Annotated in this window: 13 protein-coding genes and 1 tRNA gene; 10 read left to right on the top strand and 4 right to left on the bottom strand. The window is 73.0% G+C overall.

The genetic code is table 11. From position 1 onward, the window contains the following. Nucleotides 1-123: 123 nt before the first annotated feature. From WME95_RS17690 to hflX, 5 genes are all read left to right on the top strand, one after another. Nucleotides 124-1,128, top strand: coding sequence for a hypothetical protein (locus tag WME95_RS17690; protein WP_437909534.1), 1,005 nt, complete (start codon nt 124-126; stop codon nt 1,126-1,128). After that, complete coding sequence (locus WME95_RS17695; RefSeq protein ID WP_437909535.1) at nt 1,121-1,582, top strand: FixH family protein; 462 nt, start codon at nt 1,121-1,123, stop codon at nt 1,580-1,582. Before WME95_RS17690 ends, WME95_RS17695 begins: the two co-directional genes overlap by 8 nt. 35 nt (nt 1,583-1,617) lie before the next feature. Further along, on the top strand, nt 1,618-3,033 hold the full coding sequence (locus tag WME95_RS17700; protein WP_437909536.1) for a WD40/YVTN/BNR-like repeat-containing protein: 1,416 nt from the start codon (nt 1,618-1,620) through the stop codon (nt 3,031-3,033). Nucleotides 3,034-3,309: 276 nt separating this feature from the next. Further along, entirely contained in the window at nt 3,310-5,229 is a 1,920-nt protein-coding gene (locus WME95_RS17705) for a GAF domain-containing protein (RefSeq protein ID WP_437909537.1), read from the top strand. Nucleotides 5,230-5,471: 242 nt separating this feature from the next. Beyond that, nucleotides 5,472-6,902: a GTPase HflX gene (gene hflX, locus WME95_RS17710; protein ID WP_437909538.1), complete on the top strand. Its 1,431-nt coding sequence runs from the start codon at nt 5,472-5,474 to the stop codon at nt 6,900-6,902. A gap of 47 nt (nt 6,903-6,949) precedes the next feature. Here the strand turns inward: hflX and WME95_RS17715 are convergent, their stop codons facing one another. Beyond that, nucleotides 6,950-7,120 (bottom strand): hypothetical protein, encoded by a 171-nt coding sequence (locus tag WME95_RS17715; RefSeq protein WP_437553086.1) that lies wholly within the window; start codon nt 7,118-7,120, stop codon nt 6,950-6,952. An 82-nt stretch (nt 7,121-7,202) separates the two neighbouring features. On the opposite strand from WME95_RS17715, the gene WME95_RS17720 reads away from it, so the two are divergent. Then, a complete protein-coding gene (locus tag WME95_RS17720; protein WP_437909539.1) occupies nt 7,203-7,637 on the top strand; it encodes a DUF309 domain-containing protein in 435 nt (144 codons plus the stop codon). Between the two features lie 208 nt (nt 7,638-7,845). Then, the gene (locus WME95_RS17725; RefSeq protein WP_437909540.1) at nt 7,846-8,238 is read left to right on the top strand and encodes a response regulator; all 393 of its coding nucleotides are present in this window, start codon (nt 7,846-7,848) and stop codon (nt 8,236-8,238) included. 157 nt (nt 8,239-8,395) lie between these two features. Here WME95_RS17725 and WME95_RS17730 read toward each other — a convergent pair whose 3' ends face one another. Next, on the bottom strand, nt 8,396-9,190 hold the full coding sequence (locus WME95_RS17730; protein ID WP_437909541.1) for a hypothetical protein: 795 nt from the start codon (nt 9,188-9,190) through the stop codon (nt 8,396-8,398). A gap of 465 nt (nt 9,191-9,655) precedes the next feature. Here WME95_RS17730 and WME95_RS17735 point away from each other — a divergent pair, with 465 nt between their 5' ends. Next, complete coding sequence (locus WME95_RS17735) at nt 9,656-10,105, top strand: acyltransferase (RefSeq protein ID WP_437553094.1); 450 nt, start codon at nt 9,656-9,658, stop codon at nt 10,103-10,105. A 260-nt stretch (nt 10,106-10,365) separates the two neighbouring features. Here the strand turns inward: WME95_RS17735 and WME95_RS17740 are convergent, their stop codons facing one another. Both WME95_RS17740 and WME95_RS17745 read right to left on the bottom strand, forming a co-directional pair. Beyond that, nucleotides 10,366-11,964: a L,D-transpeptidase gene (locus tag WME95_RS17740; protein WP_437909542.1), complete on the bottom strand. Its 1,599-nt coding sequence runs from the start codon at nt 11,962-11,964 to the stop codon at nt 10,366-10,368. 590 nt (nt 11,965-12,554) lie between these two features. Continuing rightward, nucleotides 12,555-13,310, bottom strand: a complete 756-nt coding sequence (locus WME95_RS17745) for a S1 RNA-binding domain-containing protein (RefSeq protein ID WP_437300168.1) — start codon at nt 13,308-13,310, stop codon at nt 12,555-12,557. A gap of 229 nt (nt 13,311-13,539) precedes the next feature. Here WME95_RS17745 and WME95_RS17750 point away from each other — a divergent pair. Both WME95_RS17750 and WME95_RS17755 read left to right on the top strand, forming a co-directional pair. Further along, nucleotides 13,540-13,615: transfer RNA gene (locus tag WME95_RS17750), tRNA-Lys, on the top strand. 1,953 nt (nt 13,616-15,568) lie between these two features. Beyond that, nucleotides 15,569-15,838, top strand: a complete 270-nt coding sequence (locus WME95_RS17755; protein WP_437909543.1) for a hypothetical protein — start codon at nt 15,569-15,571, stop codon at nt 15,836-15,838. The last annotated feature ends 35 nt before the right edge of the window (nt 15,839-15,873 follow it).

Below are 15,873 nucleotides of genomic sequence, written 5' to 3' on the forward strand. Positions count from 1 at the left end.
GCGCGCGGAACGGAAACGGCTCGGGACACCGCCTGAAGGTGCGGCCCGACCGAGATCAGGCGCCCTCCGCGCGACAACGTGTCGCATTGGCGCGGGGCAGGAGCCTCGCCTATAGGAGCGGCCGTGCTGGCCAGAGCCGTCGCCGCTGTGGTGCTCCTGCTGTCGGTCGCGGTGCACCCGAGGGCCGCGCGCGCGTCGGCCTGCTGCGGTGCGGGCCACGGCATGGCCCAGTGGCTCGCTCCCTCGGAGCGCGCCGCGGCGAGCTTCTCCGTCCGGCTCTCCGAGCAGCTCGGGGCGTGGGCGGTGGACGGAGGCTTCGACGCGTCCGGCGAGGGCGTCTACCACCGCGAGCTGAGGGCCGAGGCCGGGTGGCTGGTGCGGGCCGGGGATCACCTTCAGCTCGCCGTCTCCGTTCCGATGATGGTCACCTGGAGCGGGGTGGGGCTCGGCGCCACGTCGTCCGGCGGCGGGCAGGGTGACCTGGGCGCGGCAGCCAGGATCGACCTTATCGACGGCGCGGCGTCGCCGTGGATCCCGTCCGCCGCGTTCACGCTCGGCGTGACGCTCCCGACCGGGCGCGGCCCGAGCACCGCGACGGCGCCGTTCGACGCCGGCGTGAGCGGCGCGAGCGGCGCCCGCGCGATGGGCGTCGACGGCGTCGACATCACCGGCGCCGACACGACCGGCCTCGGGGTGGCCGAGATCCGGCCGGGGATGGTCTTCGAGAAGTCGTGGGGCTCGTTCCACGCGCTGCTCTCCGCCTCGACCAGCGTCCGCACCAGCTACCGTCTCCCCGACGGCGACGCGGCGCGGTCCGCGCCCCGCCTGCAGATCCTCGCCGCGGCGGGGCCCTCGTGGCCCTCCGGCGCCTCGCTCACCGTGGGCGCGCTCCACGAGCGCGAGGGCGAGCCGCGCGAGGATGAGCCTGGCCCGGGCCCGCGCGATCCCATGGGAAAGGAGCGCGTGCGGACGGCGCTGCTCGCCGTGCTGGCCCACGACGTCGGCGCGCGCTGGACCGCCGTCGGCAACCTCCAGGTGGACGTGCCGATCTCCGGGATCGGCCGCAACGAGGGCGCGTTCGCCGCCCTGTCCGCAGGCCTCCGCTACGTGTGGGGAAGACGTGATTGAACCTCGTGAACAGCCTTCGCCGAAGTCACCTCCCAGGCGCCGCTGGGCGCGCGCCCGCGCCGCCTTCATCGCGGCGCTCGCCGTCCTCTCGCCGGTGGGCTGCGGATCCCAGGACGTGGCGCCGGACGACGGCCACCGGCTGGACGTCGGTGCGAACGGGCGCATCGAGTTCGCGGTGGAGTCGACCGCGCCGATCAAGCGAGGCTTCAACACCTTCCACGTGCGGCTCACCTGGACCGACTCGCGGGACCCGGCGCAGCGGATGAAGCTCCGCTGCTACGCCAGCATGACGAGCATGGGGCACGGGTCCGTGCACGAGGGCACGGAGATCGAGCCCGGCCTGTACGAGGTCGCCGACGTGCCCTTCGGGATGGGGGGGCTCTGGGACGTGCAATGCCGGGCCCTGACCTCGTCGCTCATCGACGAGGCGGCATTCGAGTTCGACGTCCACTAGGCTCACCCCTCGTGCGAGTCCCTACAGAACGCTCCGTGCGAGCCCTCCCAGCGCTGACGCGTCACTCCCGCAGCGGGCCAGGCGCGCGGCGGCGTGGCCCCCTCTCGTCCTGCGCGGCGCCGCTGCTCTCGGTCGCGGCGCTGCTCTCGGTCGCGGCGCTCGCCGCGCCAGCCTCGGCCAACGGCCGCTTCCCGGCCGCAGGCTTGATCGCGTCGCACCCGAGCGACCCGTCGCGCCTCATGGTCCGCGCGACCTACGGCCTGCTCGCCACGCACGACGACGGCGAGCGCTGGCGCTGGATCTGCGAGCCGGTCGTCGGCTTCGGCGGGAACGAGGATCCGATGCTCGCCTTCCTCGCCGACGGGACGATCATCGCCGGGGTCTTCGACGGCCTCAGCGCGTCGAAGAACGGCGGCTGCGACTGGTCGTTCGCTCAGGGCGATCTGATGAACCGCTACGTCATCGACCTCTCGGCCGATCGTGAGGACCCTTCCCGTGCCGTGCTCGTCGTCAGCATGGGGCTCGGGGCGGGCCAGTTCCTGACCCAGCTCTGGGAGACGAGCGACAACGCGGACAGCTGGACGAAGGCCAGCGTCGATCTGCCCGGGGACTTCCTCGCCCACACGGTCGACGCTGCGCCCTCCGACCGCGCGCGCGTCTACGTGAGCGGCCGCTACGGCGCGCCCGACTACGCCGGGGCCCTCCAGCGCACCGACGATCGCGGCGCGACCTGGGAGCGGCTCGACATCCCGGGGAGCGACGACATGCGCCTGCCGTTCCTGGGCGCGATCGATCCCGTCGACCCCGACATCGTCTACGTGCGGCTCGACGGCGATCCGACCGACGCGCTGCTCGTCTCGAAGGACGGAGGGCGCAGCTTCACCACCGCCTTCGAGAGCGCCGGCGACCTCCTCGGGTTCGCGCTCTCGCCGGACGGCGCGACCGTGATCGTGGGCGGGCCCCAGGACGGAATCTGGCGCGCGCCGGCCGCGTCGCTCGAGTTCGAGAAGATCTCGGACGTCGGCGCGCGGTGCTTGACCTGGACCGCCGCGGCGCTCTTCGCCTGCGGCGACGAGTTCGCCGACGGCTTCACGGTGGGCCGATCGATCGACGACGGCGAGAGCTTCTCCGCGCTGTTGCACCTCGACGGGCTCTGCGGGCCGATCGAGTGCGCGCCGGAGAGCGGGGCGACCTCGACCTGCGCTCCGCTGTGGGGTGCGACGGCGCTCACCATCGGCTCGCAGCAGTGCGACGGCGGCGCCGCAGCGGCCGGCAGCGGCGGCGGGGGATCCGAGCCGCCACAAGAGGAGGCCTCGGACGGGTGCGGGTGCAAGATCGGCGCGGCAGGCGCGGCGCGGGGCGAGGACGCCGCGCCGTCCGCCGGCGGCGCGGTCTGGCTCGCGCTCGCGGCGGGCCTCGCGAGCGCGCGGCGCCGCCGGCGCGCACGCTAGCGCGGCGACACGCGCGAGCGCGCCGGCGGCAGGGAGCACGGGCGCCACGGCACACGAGCGAGCGCGACGGCGCAGGCGCGCAGACGAGCGCAACATAACCGCTTATGGAAGAGCGCTCGCGTGGCGCAGGCAGAAGGGTACGGACGGAGAGGGCGGACCGACTCGGCGCCGTCCGCGGGAGAGCCGGACGGGCGAGCCGCCGCCGGTTCGTTTCTGGATCTACGTCCTCGTGGGCTGGCGTAGACTGAGGGCGCCGCGGCTCCGGCCAGCGCGTGAATGGCCCCTAGAGACCTTCCCAGATCGCCGCTCGCCGTCTTCCTGCGCGCCCACAGCGCGGAGATCCTGGAGGCTTGGGAGCGCGCCGAGCGTCGCCGCGCGCCGGGCGAGCAGTCCCCCGGCTACATCGCGCTGCGCGAGGAGCTGCCCTCCATCTTCGCGCGCCTCGCCGAGCGCCTCGAGGCGGCCGTGTCGGCCGCGGCTGCGCCGCCGGGCGACCAGGAGCAGGACGCGTGGAGCGGCGTCGAGTCCGTGTCGGTCGAGTTCCCCGAGCCGCTGCTCGGCTTCCGCGTGCTCGACAAGCTCCGCGACGGGTTCGAGCTGGAGGACGTGGCCGCCCAGTACTCGGTGCTGCGCCGCTGCGTGCTCCGGATGCTCGAGCGGACAGGCACGCAGCCGTCGTGGGTCGAGATGACGATCCTGCACGAGGTGCTCGATCAGGTGATCATCGATCCGGCGACGCGGAGCGCCGCGCTGCGCGAGCGCGCGCTCGGCGCGCTCGATCGCGTGTCGGCCGAGGGCATGGGCAACGTCCACATCGATCGGCTGCTGCGGCGGCTCGTCGAGGTGCTCGTCGAGTCGGCGCGGTCGGTCGACTGGGCGGTGATGCTGCTGCTCGAGGGCGAGGTGCTGCGGATCCGCGCCGGCATCGGCGTCGATGAGGCGCTGTGGGGCCTGCGCGCCTACAGGCTGGCGGAGGGCTTCGTGGGGCGCGTGGTCCGCGAGCGGCGCCCGGTGGCGCTGCGCTCGGCGGCGCCGGATCCGCTGGCCACCGACGCCGGGGGCGGCGCGGCGGGGCCCGAGTCGGGGGCGCAGAGCGAGCGCCCGAGCGACGCGCTCCACGCGCTCTACGGCGTGCCGATGCTCTCGGAGGGCCGCCTCGTCGGCGTCACGGTCGTGAGCTCCCGCCGCGTGCCGGAGTTCTCCGAGGGAGACCGGCTGCTCTTCAAGAAGGCGGCCGAGCGCGCGGCCGCGCTCGCGACCCAGGCCCAGCTGCGCGAGCAGCTCGCCGCGGAGCGCGGCCGGTTCGAGGCGACGATCCAGCGGCTCCCGGTCGGCGTGGTCGTCGCGGAGGGGACGTCGGGCGCCGTCGCGCTCAACAACCGGCGGTTCGCGGAGATCGTCCGCGGCCCCGAGGAGACCCCGAGCAACGCGCCGCTGCGGACGCTGCTCAGCGAGACCGACGACGACCAGCGCGCGCGCTGGCTGCTCCACCGGGCGCTGCACGGCGGCGAGACGGTCTCCCGCGACGAGATGGAGTTCGTCCGCGCGGACGGAGAGCGCCGCCTCGGGAGCTTCAGCGTGGCCCCCGTGCGCGACGCCGACGGGCGCATCACCGCGGCCGTGATGACGGTCGAGGACGTGACCGAGCTCAGGAAAGCCGAGCGCGCGCGGCAGATCCTGATCGACGCGAGCGCGCTGATGGCGGAGTCGCTCGATCACGACGGGACGATCGAGCAGGTGGTGCGCCTCGGCGGCGAGCGCTTCGCGGACCTCTGCGCGCTCGATCTCGACGACGGCGGCGCCCCGCGGCTCGTCGCGTCGGCGCGCCTGCCCGAGGCGCGGGCGCTCCTGCCGAGGCTGCTCAAGCACCCGCCGCTGCTGCTCGGCGACGCCGCCTCGCTGGCCGAGGCGACGGCCCGCAGGGAGGCCACGCTGATCCCGCTGGTCACCGATCCGTGGCTGCAGCGGATCGCCCGCGGGCCGGAGCACCTCTCGGCGCTGCGAGAGCTCGGCGCCCGCTCGGCGATCCTCGTGCCGCTCGCGGCGCGCGGCCGCAAGCTCGGCCTGCTGAGCCTCTGGACCGTCGAGCGCGAGCTCCGGCAAGACGACACGGGCGTGGCCGCGGAGCTCGGGCGCTTCGCGTCGCTGGCCATCGAGAGCGCGCGGCTGCACGGCGAGGCGGCGCGAGCGAGGTGACGCCGCTCGTGCGCCTCGGGATGTGACGCGCGTGCCCCGGGCGTGCCCGGAAGGCCACGCCCGCCGCCGGCGTCGGGCTGTCCCTGCCCGCCCTCGTGGTCCATGGCGGGGCGAGCTCGGCGGTTCGCCGGAGCGAGCCCGGCGGGTTCGTCCGAGGCGACGCAGCGATGCGCGGGCGAGCGCGCGGCGGCTTGCGTCGCGGGGGTGGATGAGGCGAAGCTCCCGCCCTCGCACACGACCGTATGACCACCACCAACCAAGAACGTCCCCTCGCTGTGCTCGTCGGGGTGCAGCTCCCCGGCGTCGACGATGTAGAGCACGCCGCCGATCTGGCCGAGCTCGGCCGCCTCGTGCACACGCTCGGCTTCAACGTGATCGCGACCGTGTCGCAGCGGCGAAGCGCGCTCGCGGCGGCCGCGGTGCTCGGGGAGGGCAAGCTCAGGGAGCTCGCGGAGCTCACGGGCGGCAGCGGCGTCGTGCCCTCGGGCGCGCCGGAGCGAAAGAACAAGGCGCGCGCGCGCCGGGCCGCAGAGAGCGGTGAAAGCGGTGAGGACGACGTCGAGCTCGGCGAAGACGACGGCGACGACGCGGGCGACGACGACGGCGTGGAGCCGCGCGCGGGCGGCGCCGGGCAGGCGGCGCGCCTGGCGACGGTCGTGGCGGTCGACCACGACATCTCGCCGAGCCAGGCGCGCAACCTGGAGCGGGCGACGGGCGCGCAGGTGCTCGACCGGGCGGGCGTGATCATCGAGATCTTCCACCGCCACGCGCGGAGCCGGGAGGCGAAGCTCGAGGTCGAGATCGCGCGGCTCAACTACGTCGCGCCGCGGCTCCGGGAGACGGGCGGCGGCGGGGATCGGCAGCGCGGCGGGATCGGCGGCAAGGGCGCCGGCGAGAGCGCGCTCGAGCTCGATCGGCGCAAGATCCGCGATCGCATCGCGGAGCTGAAGGAGGAGCTCGTCGCGGTCCAGCGCGAGCAGTCGACGCGCCGCGCGCTCCGGCAAGGGCAGCGCCGCGTCGCGCTGGTCGGCTACACGAACGCGGGGAAGTCGTCGCTGATGCGGGCGCTGACGGGCAGCGAGGTGCTCGTCGCCGACAAGCTCTTCGCGACGCTCGACACGACGGTGCGCGCGCTCCACCCGGAGGTGCGCCCGCGGATCCTCGTCTCGGACACGGTCGGCTTCATCAAGAAGCTGCCGCACGATCTCGTGGCGAGCTTCCGCTCGACGCTGGACGAGGCGCTCGAGGCGTCGCTCCTGCTCTACGTGGCCGACGCGTCGGATCCGACGTTCCGCGATCAGCTCGCGGTGACGCGCGGCGTGCTCTCCGAGATCGGCGCGAGCGAGGTGCCGAGCCGGCTCCTGCTGAACAAGGTGGACCGGCTCTCCGAGGAGGAGCGGGAGGCGCTGCGCCTCGAGTTCCCCGAGGCGACGCAGCTGTCGGCGAAGATCCCGGACGACGTGGCGGCGCTGCGGGAGGCGATCATCGCCTTCTTCGAGCAGTCGATGGTGGAGGCCGAGCTGCTCTTGCCGTACGCGAAGCAGGGCCTCATCGGGGAGATCTACGAGAACGCGCGCGTGCTCTCGGAGGAGTACGACGACGTCGGCGGCCGGCTCTCGGTGCGGGCGCACGCGGCGGCGCTCGATCGGCTGCGCAGCCTGCTCGCGCGCTGAGGGGCGGGCGGCGCGGGCGCGCGCGGCCTCGGCGCGGGCGAGCGGGGTCAGCCCGGGCGGGAGGCTCGGGCGCGCGCTGCGTCGGCGTGCGCGGCGATGGCGCGCGCCTCGTCGGCCTGCAGGCGCCGCCGTCGCCTGCGGCGGCGCAGGAGGATGCCGATCGCGAACGCCAGGAGGTGGAGCCCAGCAATCACCGCGACGAGGATCCACCGCTGCACGCGCCGAGCGTAGCACCGGAGCGCCGGAGCGCGGGCGTCCGGGGCGCGTGGTACGCTCCGCTGTCCGCTGTCGCTCCGCGCCATGAGCTCCTCCACCGACGCCGCGCTCGAAGCGATCGTCCAACGCGGGCTGGAGGCTTACCGCGCGGGGCGGTTCTTCGAGGCGCACGAGCTGTGGGAGTCCGGGTGGCGAGACGAGCGGGACCCCGTGAGGAAGACGTTTCTCCAGGGGCTCATCCTCGTCGCCGCGGCCCTGCACAAGCTCACGAGGATGCAGAGCCCACCGGGGGCGTTGCGCCTGCTCGACAAGGCGCGCGCTCGGCTCGCGGGCACGCCGGATGGCATGGGCGGGCTGGCGATCCCGCTGCTCGTCGACGACATCACCCGCGCAGCCGCCGCGATCGAACAGCTCATGCGCGGAGAGAGAACCGAGATCGACGCCTCGCTTCTGCCCAGGATGGAGATCGCGGGCGATGTCGCGCCGCCCCCGCCGTCCGGGGCGCGTTCGCGGCCCTGAGCGTCTGACCCGAACGGGCTCCGCAGTCGATATTGCGCTCGTCGCGTGCGACATGGGACGCGGGCGTGACATCGTTTGCCTGAGTGGTGGTCGCGCATGGGAAGCGCCCGTGTGGGGGGATATCGTGGCAGACGGGTACTGTGGAATCGGAGCGGAGGGGACGGCGAGCGCCGAGCCTCGGGCCAAGCTGCAAACCGAAAGGAGCCGCGTGACACGGCGCAAGCAGATCCTGATCGTGGACGACGACCAGGAGATCCGGGAAATGCTCGAGATCACGCTGGAGGAGGAGGGCTATGACGTCCTCTCGGCGAGCGACGGCGAGGCCGCGCTCGCGCTGCTGGAGCGCAACCGGCCGAATCTCATCCTGCTCGACATGCGCATGCCGGTGATGGACGGTTGGGGGTTCGCCCGCGCGTACGCGTCGTGTCCTGGTCCGCGCGCGCCCATCCTCGTGATGACGGCGGCGGTGGACGCCGGCACCTGGGCCCGCGAGGTGGGCGCGTGCGCGTCGGTCGCAAAGCCGTTCGATCTGAACCGCTTGCTCGATTCGATCGCGGCGCACACGGGGTGCCCGTCCGGCCCGAGCCCGGCCTCCGCCTGACGAGGTTCACGCCGGGCGCGAGCCCCGCGCGCCGTCTGAGCGGGGCTTTGCCGGGCGCGAGCCCGGCGCGCTGCCTGAACGAGTTATCTGAGCGGGGTCCTGCCGGGAGCGAGCCCGACCGAGGCCGCGGCGGTCTGCCGAGGGGCTCGGCGGTGGATCAGCCGCCCGTGGCGCGGCGCATCGCGCAGAGGAGGTCGCCGCGGCACGGGTCGGTGGGAGCGCGGCGGTCGGTCGTGTTCGGCGCCGCAGGGCCCGGCTTGGCGCGTGTCGGCGCGGCTGCGCCCGGGGCCCGTACGCGGTTCTCGGGTGCGCGCGGCGAGGCGGCGACGCCGTCGGGCGCGTCGCCAGAGCTGTCGCGCTCGGCAGGAGGCGCGACCAGCGCGCGCTCGGCGGGCGCCTCGACGCGCGGGAGCCGCGCCTCGACGCGCGGGAGCCGCGCCTCGACGCGCGGGAGCCGCGCCTCGACCGCGCGGGCCGCGGTGGCGAGGCCGGCCGCCGCGCGAGGGCCGGTGGCGGCGGCATCCGGGGCAGAGATGCCCGCCGTGAGGGCCGCGATCGCGGTGGCGCCGGCGAGCAGGACGGCGATCGAGCGGGCGCGCCACGCGCGCGCCGGCACGTCGAGCGCCGGCGCCTCAGGCACGGGTGCGGACGCGGGCGGCTCGCCGAACGGGAAGATCGGCAAGAGGTCGAGGACCTGGGGGCGGGCGCCCTCCTCGCCGGCCTTCAGCGCGGTGAGGTCGATCTGCCCCGAGGACGCGTCGCGCTCCTCGCTCGCGGCGCGCGCCGCGGGCGGCGTCGTGACGGCGGCATCCTCCGCGATCGCCGGCGTATCCAGCGAGGGCGCGTCCAGCGAGGGCGCGTCCACCGAGAACGAGACCGAGGTGTCTTCTCCGGGGCTGGCGGCGGCGGCTCGCGGTTCGTTCGTCCACTCCTCGTGCTGCGTGTACTTCATGGTTGCTCCCGCTTCAGCCGTATCGGTCGAGCGCTGGAGTCGCGCGCCAGCGCCGGCCGGTCGGCGTGTCCTTTCGAGATTTGGACATGCACACGCGCGCGTGCTTGGGCCCGCCGTGCGCCCAGGCCCACGCTGATCGGCGGCGGTCGCTCAGCGTTGCGAGCGATTCCGCCCCGCGCGCGCGCCGGCGTTCGCCGCGTGCCTCGCGTCCGTCGCGCTCGCCGTGTTCGCCGCGACGCACGCGCCTGCTACCGAGGTCGGGGAGCACCTGAAGCGCGCCCGTCGGCGGCGTTCACGATCTTGCGAGCGGGCTCGTGACGCCCATACTTCGACCGCTCGGATCGCCGAGGGCGTGCAGCCGGCGGGCCTCATGACCGCGTGCGCTCGGGGAAGTTGGTTGCGATCGGGGCGTTCCTCGTCGAACAGAAGTTCCCACGCAAACGCGAATCGGATACTTGAGGTGAGATGAAACCTACACGGCTCTTCACGGTTCTGGGGGCGCTGATGTTCCCCCTTGCAGTGGCTCTGGTCACCAGCGGGTGCCCCAAGAAGGAAGAGGACGACGTGCCGCCGGTGCCCTCGGCTCCGCCCGTCGTGCCGACGCCGGCCCCGACGCCGACCCCCACGACGCAGATCGTGCCCGAAGAGGACGCCGGGGCGGATGCGGCGGACGCCGACACGGCGGACGCGGACGCCGGAAAGAAGGTGGTCGGCACGGGCGATTCCAGCGGGATCCGCAAGTGCTGCGCGGCGCTGCGCCAGAACGCGAAGTCGGCCCCGCCCGAGCAGCAGGGCGGCTACCTCGCGGCCGCCTCGGCGTGCGACGGCCTGGCGAACTCGCCGCAGGGGCGGCAAGCGCTCTCGACCCTGCGCGGCCTCCTGGTCGGCGCGCAGATGCCGGCGTCCTGCCAGTAACGGGGTAACGGGGCGGACCGGAGGGCCGGCAGCGCTCGGGTGAGCGGCCCTCCCGCCCAGCTTGCCGGATGCACCTGGCGAGCTGGGCCGGTCGTCTGTCCTGAGGGGGCCGGGGCAGCCGGAGCCGTCAGCCGTGCACGGAGCCGTCAGCCGTGCACGGAGCCGTCAGCCGTGCACGGAGCCGTCAGCCGTGCACGGAGCCGTCAGCCGTGCACGGAGCCGTCAGCCGTGCACGGAGCCGTCAGCCGTGCACGGAGCCGTCAGCCGTGCACATAGACGAGCGTACCGCCGCCCTCGATGTTCATCGCTCCGTGCCACTCGGGCGGGACGGCGGGCTCGGTCCACTCGAAGAGCCAGGCCGCGTCGGCAGGGGCCAGGTTGATGCAGCCGTGGCTGCGCGCCTTGCCGAACTCGTCGTGCCAGTACGCGCCATGCAGCGCGTAACCCCCGTGGAAGTACTGGGTGTACGGCACGTCACGCAGGTCGAACGCCGCCTCGGACGCCTCGTCATCGCCGTCCATCGTGGTCGAGACGTGCTTCGCGTGGATGTAGAACGAGCCACGGACGGTGGCGTCGGTCTCCTCGGGATCGGCCATGCCGCTGCGACCGCTGGAGATGAGCGCCGCGAACACGGGGCGCGTGCCCTCGTAAGCGACGAGCATCTGGCGGCGGATCGAGATGTCGATCCACTTCTTGCCGTCGCGCGCGAACCCCTGAGGGTCCTTGCGCAGCTCGGCGATGACGAGGTGGTCGGCGGCGAGCCATGAGCCCTCGGTGGTCTCGAGCAACCCCTTGACGCCGCCACGCGTGCGGCCGGTGAGCACCCAGCCCGAGCGGTGCGGCGCGAGGCCCGCGTCGACGAGCGCGCGGCCCGACGCGGACGGGCGCTGCCGCGTGGTGCCGTGGACGCGGACGAAGGCAGGGGCGCCCTTCAAGGCGGGATCGGGGCGGGGATCGGTGCCGGGCGGCGGGGGAGGCAGCTCGTCGGCAGGCAGCTCGGCGACGGAGAAGCTCGCGGTGTCGGCCGGTGGAGCGGCGGCGGGCGTCGGGGCGGCCGAGGACGTGGGGGATGCCGACGACGCCGCGACGGCCGCCGATGCCGTGTCGGAGGCGCTCGCGGGGACCTCGGCGCCCTCGGCGTCGAGATCCTTGATGATCACGCCGCGCATCGCGCTGAGGCGCGCGGGGCGGGTACGATCGAGCGGGATGAGATCGAGCTCGGTCGTGAGGCCGAAGCGGCGGTTGGTCCACTCGAAGGTCGTGATCAGGCCGAAGGCGGAGCTCTCCTTGGTGCGGCCCGTATGCACCGAGTAGTGGAGCTTCTCCTCGGCGCCGTACGGCTTGGGGAGATCCCGGCCGGCGAGGAGGAACTCCGGCACGGGATCGAGCGGCAACGACGAGGGCGCGACAGCGGCGCGGGCGAGGTGGACGCCGAGCGTGGACCCCTCGACGCGGCGCTGATCCTCGACGGTCGGGAGCCGGAAGTAGAGGTGCGGCGGGGGCGAGCCCGACATGACGTAGTAGTAAGGCACCGGCGCACCACGGCGCGGGCCGCGCACGGCGGCGGCGACCACCTGGTGCTCGAGCGCGAGCGAGGCGCCCTTGCCCACGCAGACGTAACCGCGCGGCGCGATCCGGTACCAGCCGCCGGCACATCCATCGGTGCCCGCAGGGAGCTCGGCCCGATCGACGACCGCGCCGGCGCGCAGGTAACCGAGCTTCGTCGAGCGCTCGTCGGGAGCGACATAGATCCAGGTGCGCATCGCGATGCTGGCGATCTTCGCGCCCCGGCCCGGGAGCGTGGACTCCTTCGAGGAGGGTGATGCGGCGGCCGACGACGCGAGCGACGCAGGGGACACGGCGTCCGGCGCGGTGGATCCAGGAGAGGGGGCCAGCGCTTCGGGCGAGGGGAGACCCGGGGCCGCGAGGGCGGCACCGGTGGCGGACGGGGCGGGCGCGCGAGCAGCGCCGGAGCGGTGATCGTCGGTGGCCCTGCCGGGCGGATCCTGGGACGGAGCGCAGGCCGTGGCCGAAAGGACGAGCGGGGAGGCGCCGGCGAAGGCGACGGCGAGAGCGCCAGCGCGGAGCAGGGCGCCGGAGAGCGAGCGGTAGGGCGCCGTGGCGCGAGAGCCGACGCGGGGGCGAGCGCGCGTGCGCGGAGAGCGCTGCGGTGCGGGCAGCGACGCGGGGGCGGAGGCTCGAGCGAGAGAAGGCATCGACGCGAAGGCGGAGGCAGGGACACCCAGGCCCGAGGTGCGAAGGCGCGCGGGGCCAGCGAGCCAGCGAGCGACGAGGAGCCGAAGCTGGAGCCGCAAGGGCTGAGCGGGCGAGGTGTATGCTGAACCGAGGCGGAGATGCAATCTCCTGCCGGCGGCTTGGGGACGGGGAGGGAGGGTAGGGAGAGGGAGACGGGAGGGAGAGCCGGAGACGGGACGAGGGGGAAGAAGCGCTAGCGCTTGACCTTCTTCGCGAGCAGGTCACCCAGCGTGCCGAAGTTGCGAGGCGCAGGCTTCGCGCCCTTGTCGTTGCCGCCGCCGGAGCGCTCGCCCTTCGCGTACGACTCGAACTGGCCGCGCTCCTCGTCGACGCGGAGCGCGGAGATCGAGAGGCGGATCTTGCCGGACTCGTCCACGTTGAGGATCTTCGCCTCGACGTCCTGCCCCACCGTGAAGTGCTTCTTCAGGTCGGCGGAGCGAGGCGTCGCCGTCTCGGCCGTCGGGACGAGGCCGCGGCCCGAGCGGCCCGAGGTGCCCGCGATCTGGACGAAGACGCCGTAACGCTCGATGCCCGTCACCTTGCCCTTGACCCGCGCTCCCTCGACGAGCAGCGGCGCGCCGCCCGCGGCAGGCGCGGAGACCGCGAGCGACGTCCCGCCGTCTCCGTCGTCGCTCGCGCGCACGACGACCGGCGTGAGGCGCACCTGGCCGGTGCCCGAGTCGACGCCGGCGACCACGGCCGAGACGCGCGAGCCGACCGCAACGCGGAGCTTGCCGTCGCCGTCGGCGAGCGCGACGCGCTCGAACATGCCCTCCTGCTTGCCGCCAAGATCCGCGAAGACCGCCTCGCGAGCGATCGCGACCACGGTCACCTCGACGGTCTCCCCCGTGTGGTACTGGCGGCGGCGCTGCTTGCCAGCTCCTTCGGACTGCTCGAAGAGCGAAGCGAACGATTCCTTGGAGGCGGCGGAAGGGCGTGACGACGACATGGCGCGACCTCATAGCGCGAGGCGAGGGCGCGAGGAAGGCGGCGGTGAGCGGGAAGCGAGGGGAAAGGCGGGAGGGGTGGCAGGAGCGGGAGGGTGCGTAAGGCGGGGTAGGGGTGGAGCGCCGGGTAGGGGTGGAAGGCGGCGAGAGGGAGCGGAGAGCTGGCAGGCGGCGGGAACGGAAAGGTGGAACCTGCGAGGAGCTTCTGCTAGCTTCGCCGGCCGCTGGATCGGGTCGATAGCTCAGTCGGTAGAGCTGCGGACTTTTAATCCGTAGGTCCAGGGTTCGAGTCCCTGTCGACCCACCACGTAACGACGCGGAATTGCTGAGATTTTCAGCCAGCATGCCCGCCTGTTTCAGGTTTTCTCCACGGACCGTCCTGGCGGAGCCCCGCCTCGGCGACGAGGAGCGCCATCAGGTGCGCGCGCCAGCCGACCTGCCGGACGCTCTTGACGAGCCGTTCGCTTCGTCATCCGCGCGGGGGTGGGCTTGCGGCCAGGTCTTCTTCCTCTGCTCGCGGTGCGACCGCGGCGACCGCTATTGCCGCTCGGGGCGCCGCGACAGGGCGCGCAGCCGCTCTCCTCGTGGAGCTGCTGCGCGGTACGCGAGGAGCTTCAAGGGCCGTGCGGCCGCGCGTCGGCAGGGCCGCTTCCGAGAGCGACGCCGAAGAACAACGCACCCAGGCGGCGGAGAAGTTGGCGCCTTGTCCGACGCTCTCGTCACCACCCGCACGGAGCTCCACGACGGCGCCGACGACGGGCGGTGAGGAGATTCGAGATGGACTCAATCTGGATGGCGATCGCCCCGAGTCCGAGGGCAACGCGCACCATCGCGACGCTGGGAGCGAGCGAGACGCTGCTGCGAGACGCTGCTGAAGGCGTGGCTGCGTCGCGACCCGGCTCACCCGCGGGCGCTCGCGACGCTGCCCGAAGCGGTGGCGCTCTGGCAAGGGGGGCAGGTCCGCGCTGCGCTCGCTGCGGACGATGAGGCGACGGCGTGCGGCTCGTGCCTCTGTCGCCATGCGTTTCCCGACGCCGGCGCAAGCCCGCTGTACACGGTCGACTGGGTGCCCGCCACCGGGCGACGGGGCTGCCGCCCGAGCGACATCGGGGGGATGGGATGGGTGCGGCCCGTCTCTTCTAGCCCGGACGCGCCGGAGGGCGGCGTTGTTCTTTGCCCCCGGAGTGCGGTACATGCCCGAGCGCCCTCGTACAAGTGACGCGGGTTGACGCGCGTCTTCTTGGCCACACGTATGCAGGACCATCCTGGCGGGAGGGCGGCCGTGCTCGATCGCGAACATGTGCCGGTGGGCCATGACGATGCGACTTCCGAGCCGGAAGACACCGTAGCCGCGATCGTTCACCGCACCCAGCCGGTACCAGCACTCGTTGCCCCCGCCGTTGGTACGAGGTCGCTGAACCTCGCGTAGGGGGCGGCGAGCTCGTCCTGCACACTGGCAGGAGATCGCCGGCGTCGTGGCTGGGCTTCTTGTTCTTCACGGCCGTCCCTTGAAGTTCAAGGACCGCCGCGGGCCTGATCGGACGGCGAGAGCCACGACAAGTACCACGCCAGGATGTCCGAAGTAAGAGCCCTTATCCGAAGTAAGTGCCCTTATAGGAGGGAAGCCGTGCTCCTCGGATGCTGGGGGAGATGGCCGATCGACGAGGAGGTGGATCGTCGCCGTGGGGTTCGGAATGTTTCTATTGGGAGCCTATGTTGAGTGTAGTTCTATATGTAGTTCATGTGGGCGAGTGCTCTGTGCCTGATTCACGACCAGCGTCGGACCGAACATGTCCGCGGAGAAGTTGTTCTCCAACGACCGCCGGTGGATCGCCTCCGAAGGCGGTGGCCAGGATGTCCCGCTTCTCCTGAAGAACCCCGGCCAAGATCGAGGAGATATTCTTCCGGTACACGGTGGCCTCCGCGAACGACGCGGAGGACGGCAACGCGTTGATGCCTCGTAACTTCCCGAGGGTTGCGCTTGTTGTTCTTCTGCGGCGAGATGCTCCGCTGATCCGCCGAGCTCGAAGCCTACAACCGCGGAGGTAAAAGAAGATCGGCCCCGCCAGCTTCCTCGTGCGCTGCGCCTGGAACGCGGCGAGCGGCCCTTGACGATCCTCGTCGGCTCGCTCGAGCGACCAAGCGCTGTCATGGTGACGAGCGCCAAGAGCACGACGCCGAAGGTCGGCGTGGGGTGAGGCGTGCTGGGTTGGGTGCGGGGATCCGTGGAAGGCGACACGGTTTCTCCGAAACGGCCGGGATGCGCTTCGGTAAGGATGTCTGGCGGCGGCGCGAGGCCGTTGAACTCACGCTCGAGCAGCTCGCCGAGCGGGCCGAGCTCACGCCGAGCCACGTACGCACCGTCGAAATGAGGGAGCGCGCCCCCTCGTGTCTATCGACGGTGCTGGCGAAGGGCCGGCGCGTGCCCCCGGCAAAGGTCTTCGGCGGCGTGCAGGATTTTCGGGCGCGTCGACCGTTGAAGCCGGGCGGTGATTTCCTCGGATTTCGGCGGCCGCCTACAAGCCGTTGACACCCGGGCTCGGGACCCTCCAACATACGCGCTCC

The organism is Sorangium sp. So ce327, from assembly GCF_051530205.1.
Taxonomy (GTDB): Bacteria; Myxococcota_A; Polyangia; order Polyangiales; family Polyangiaceae; genus Sorangium; species Sorangium cellulosum_B.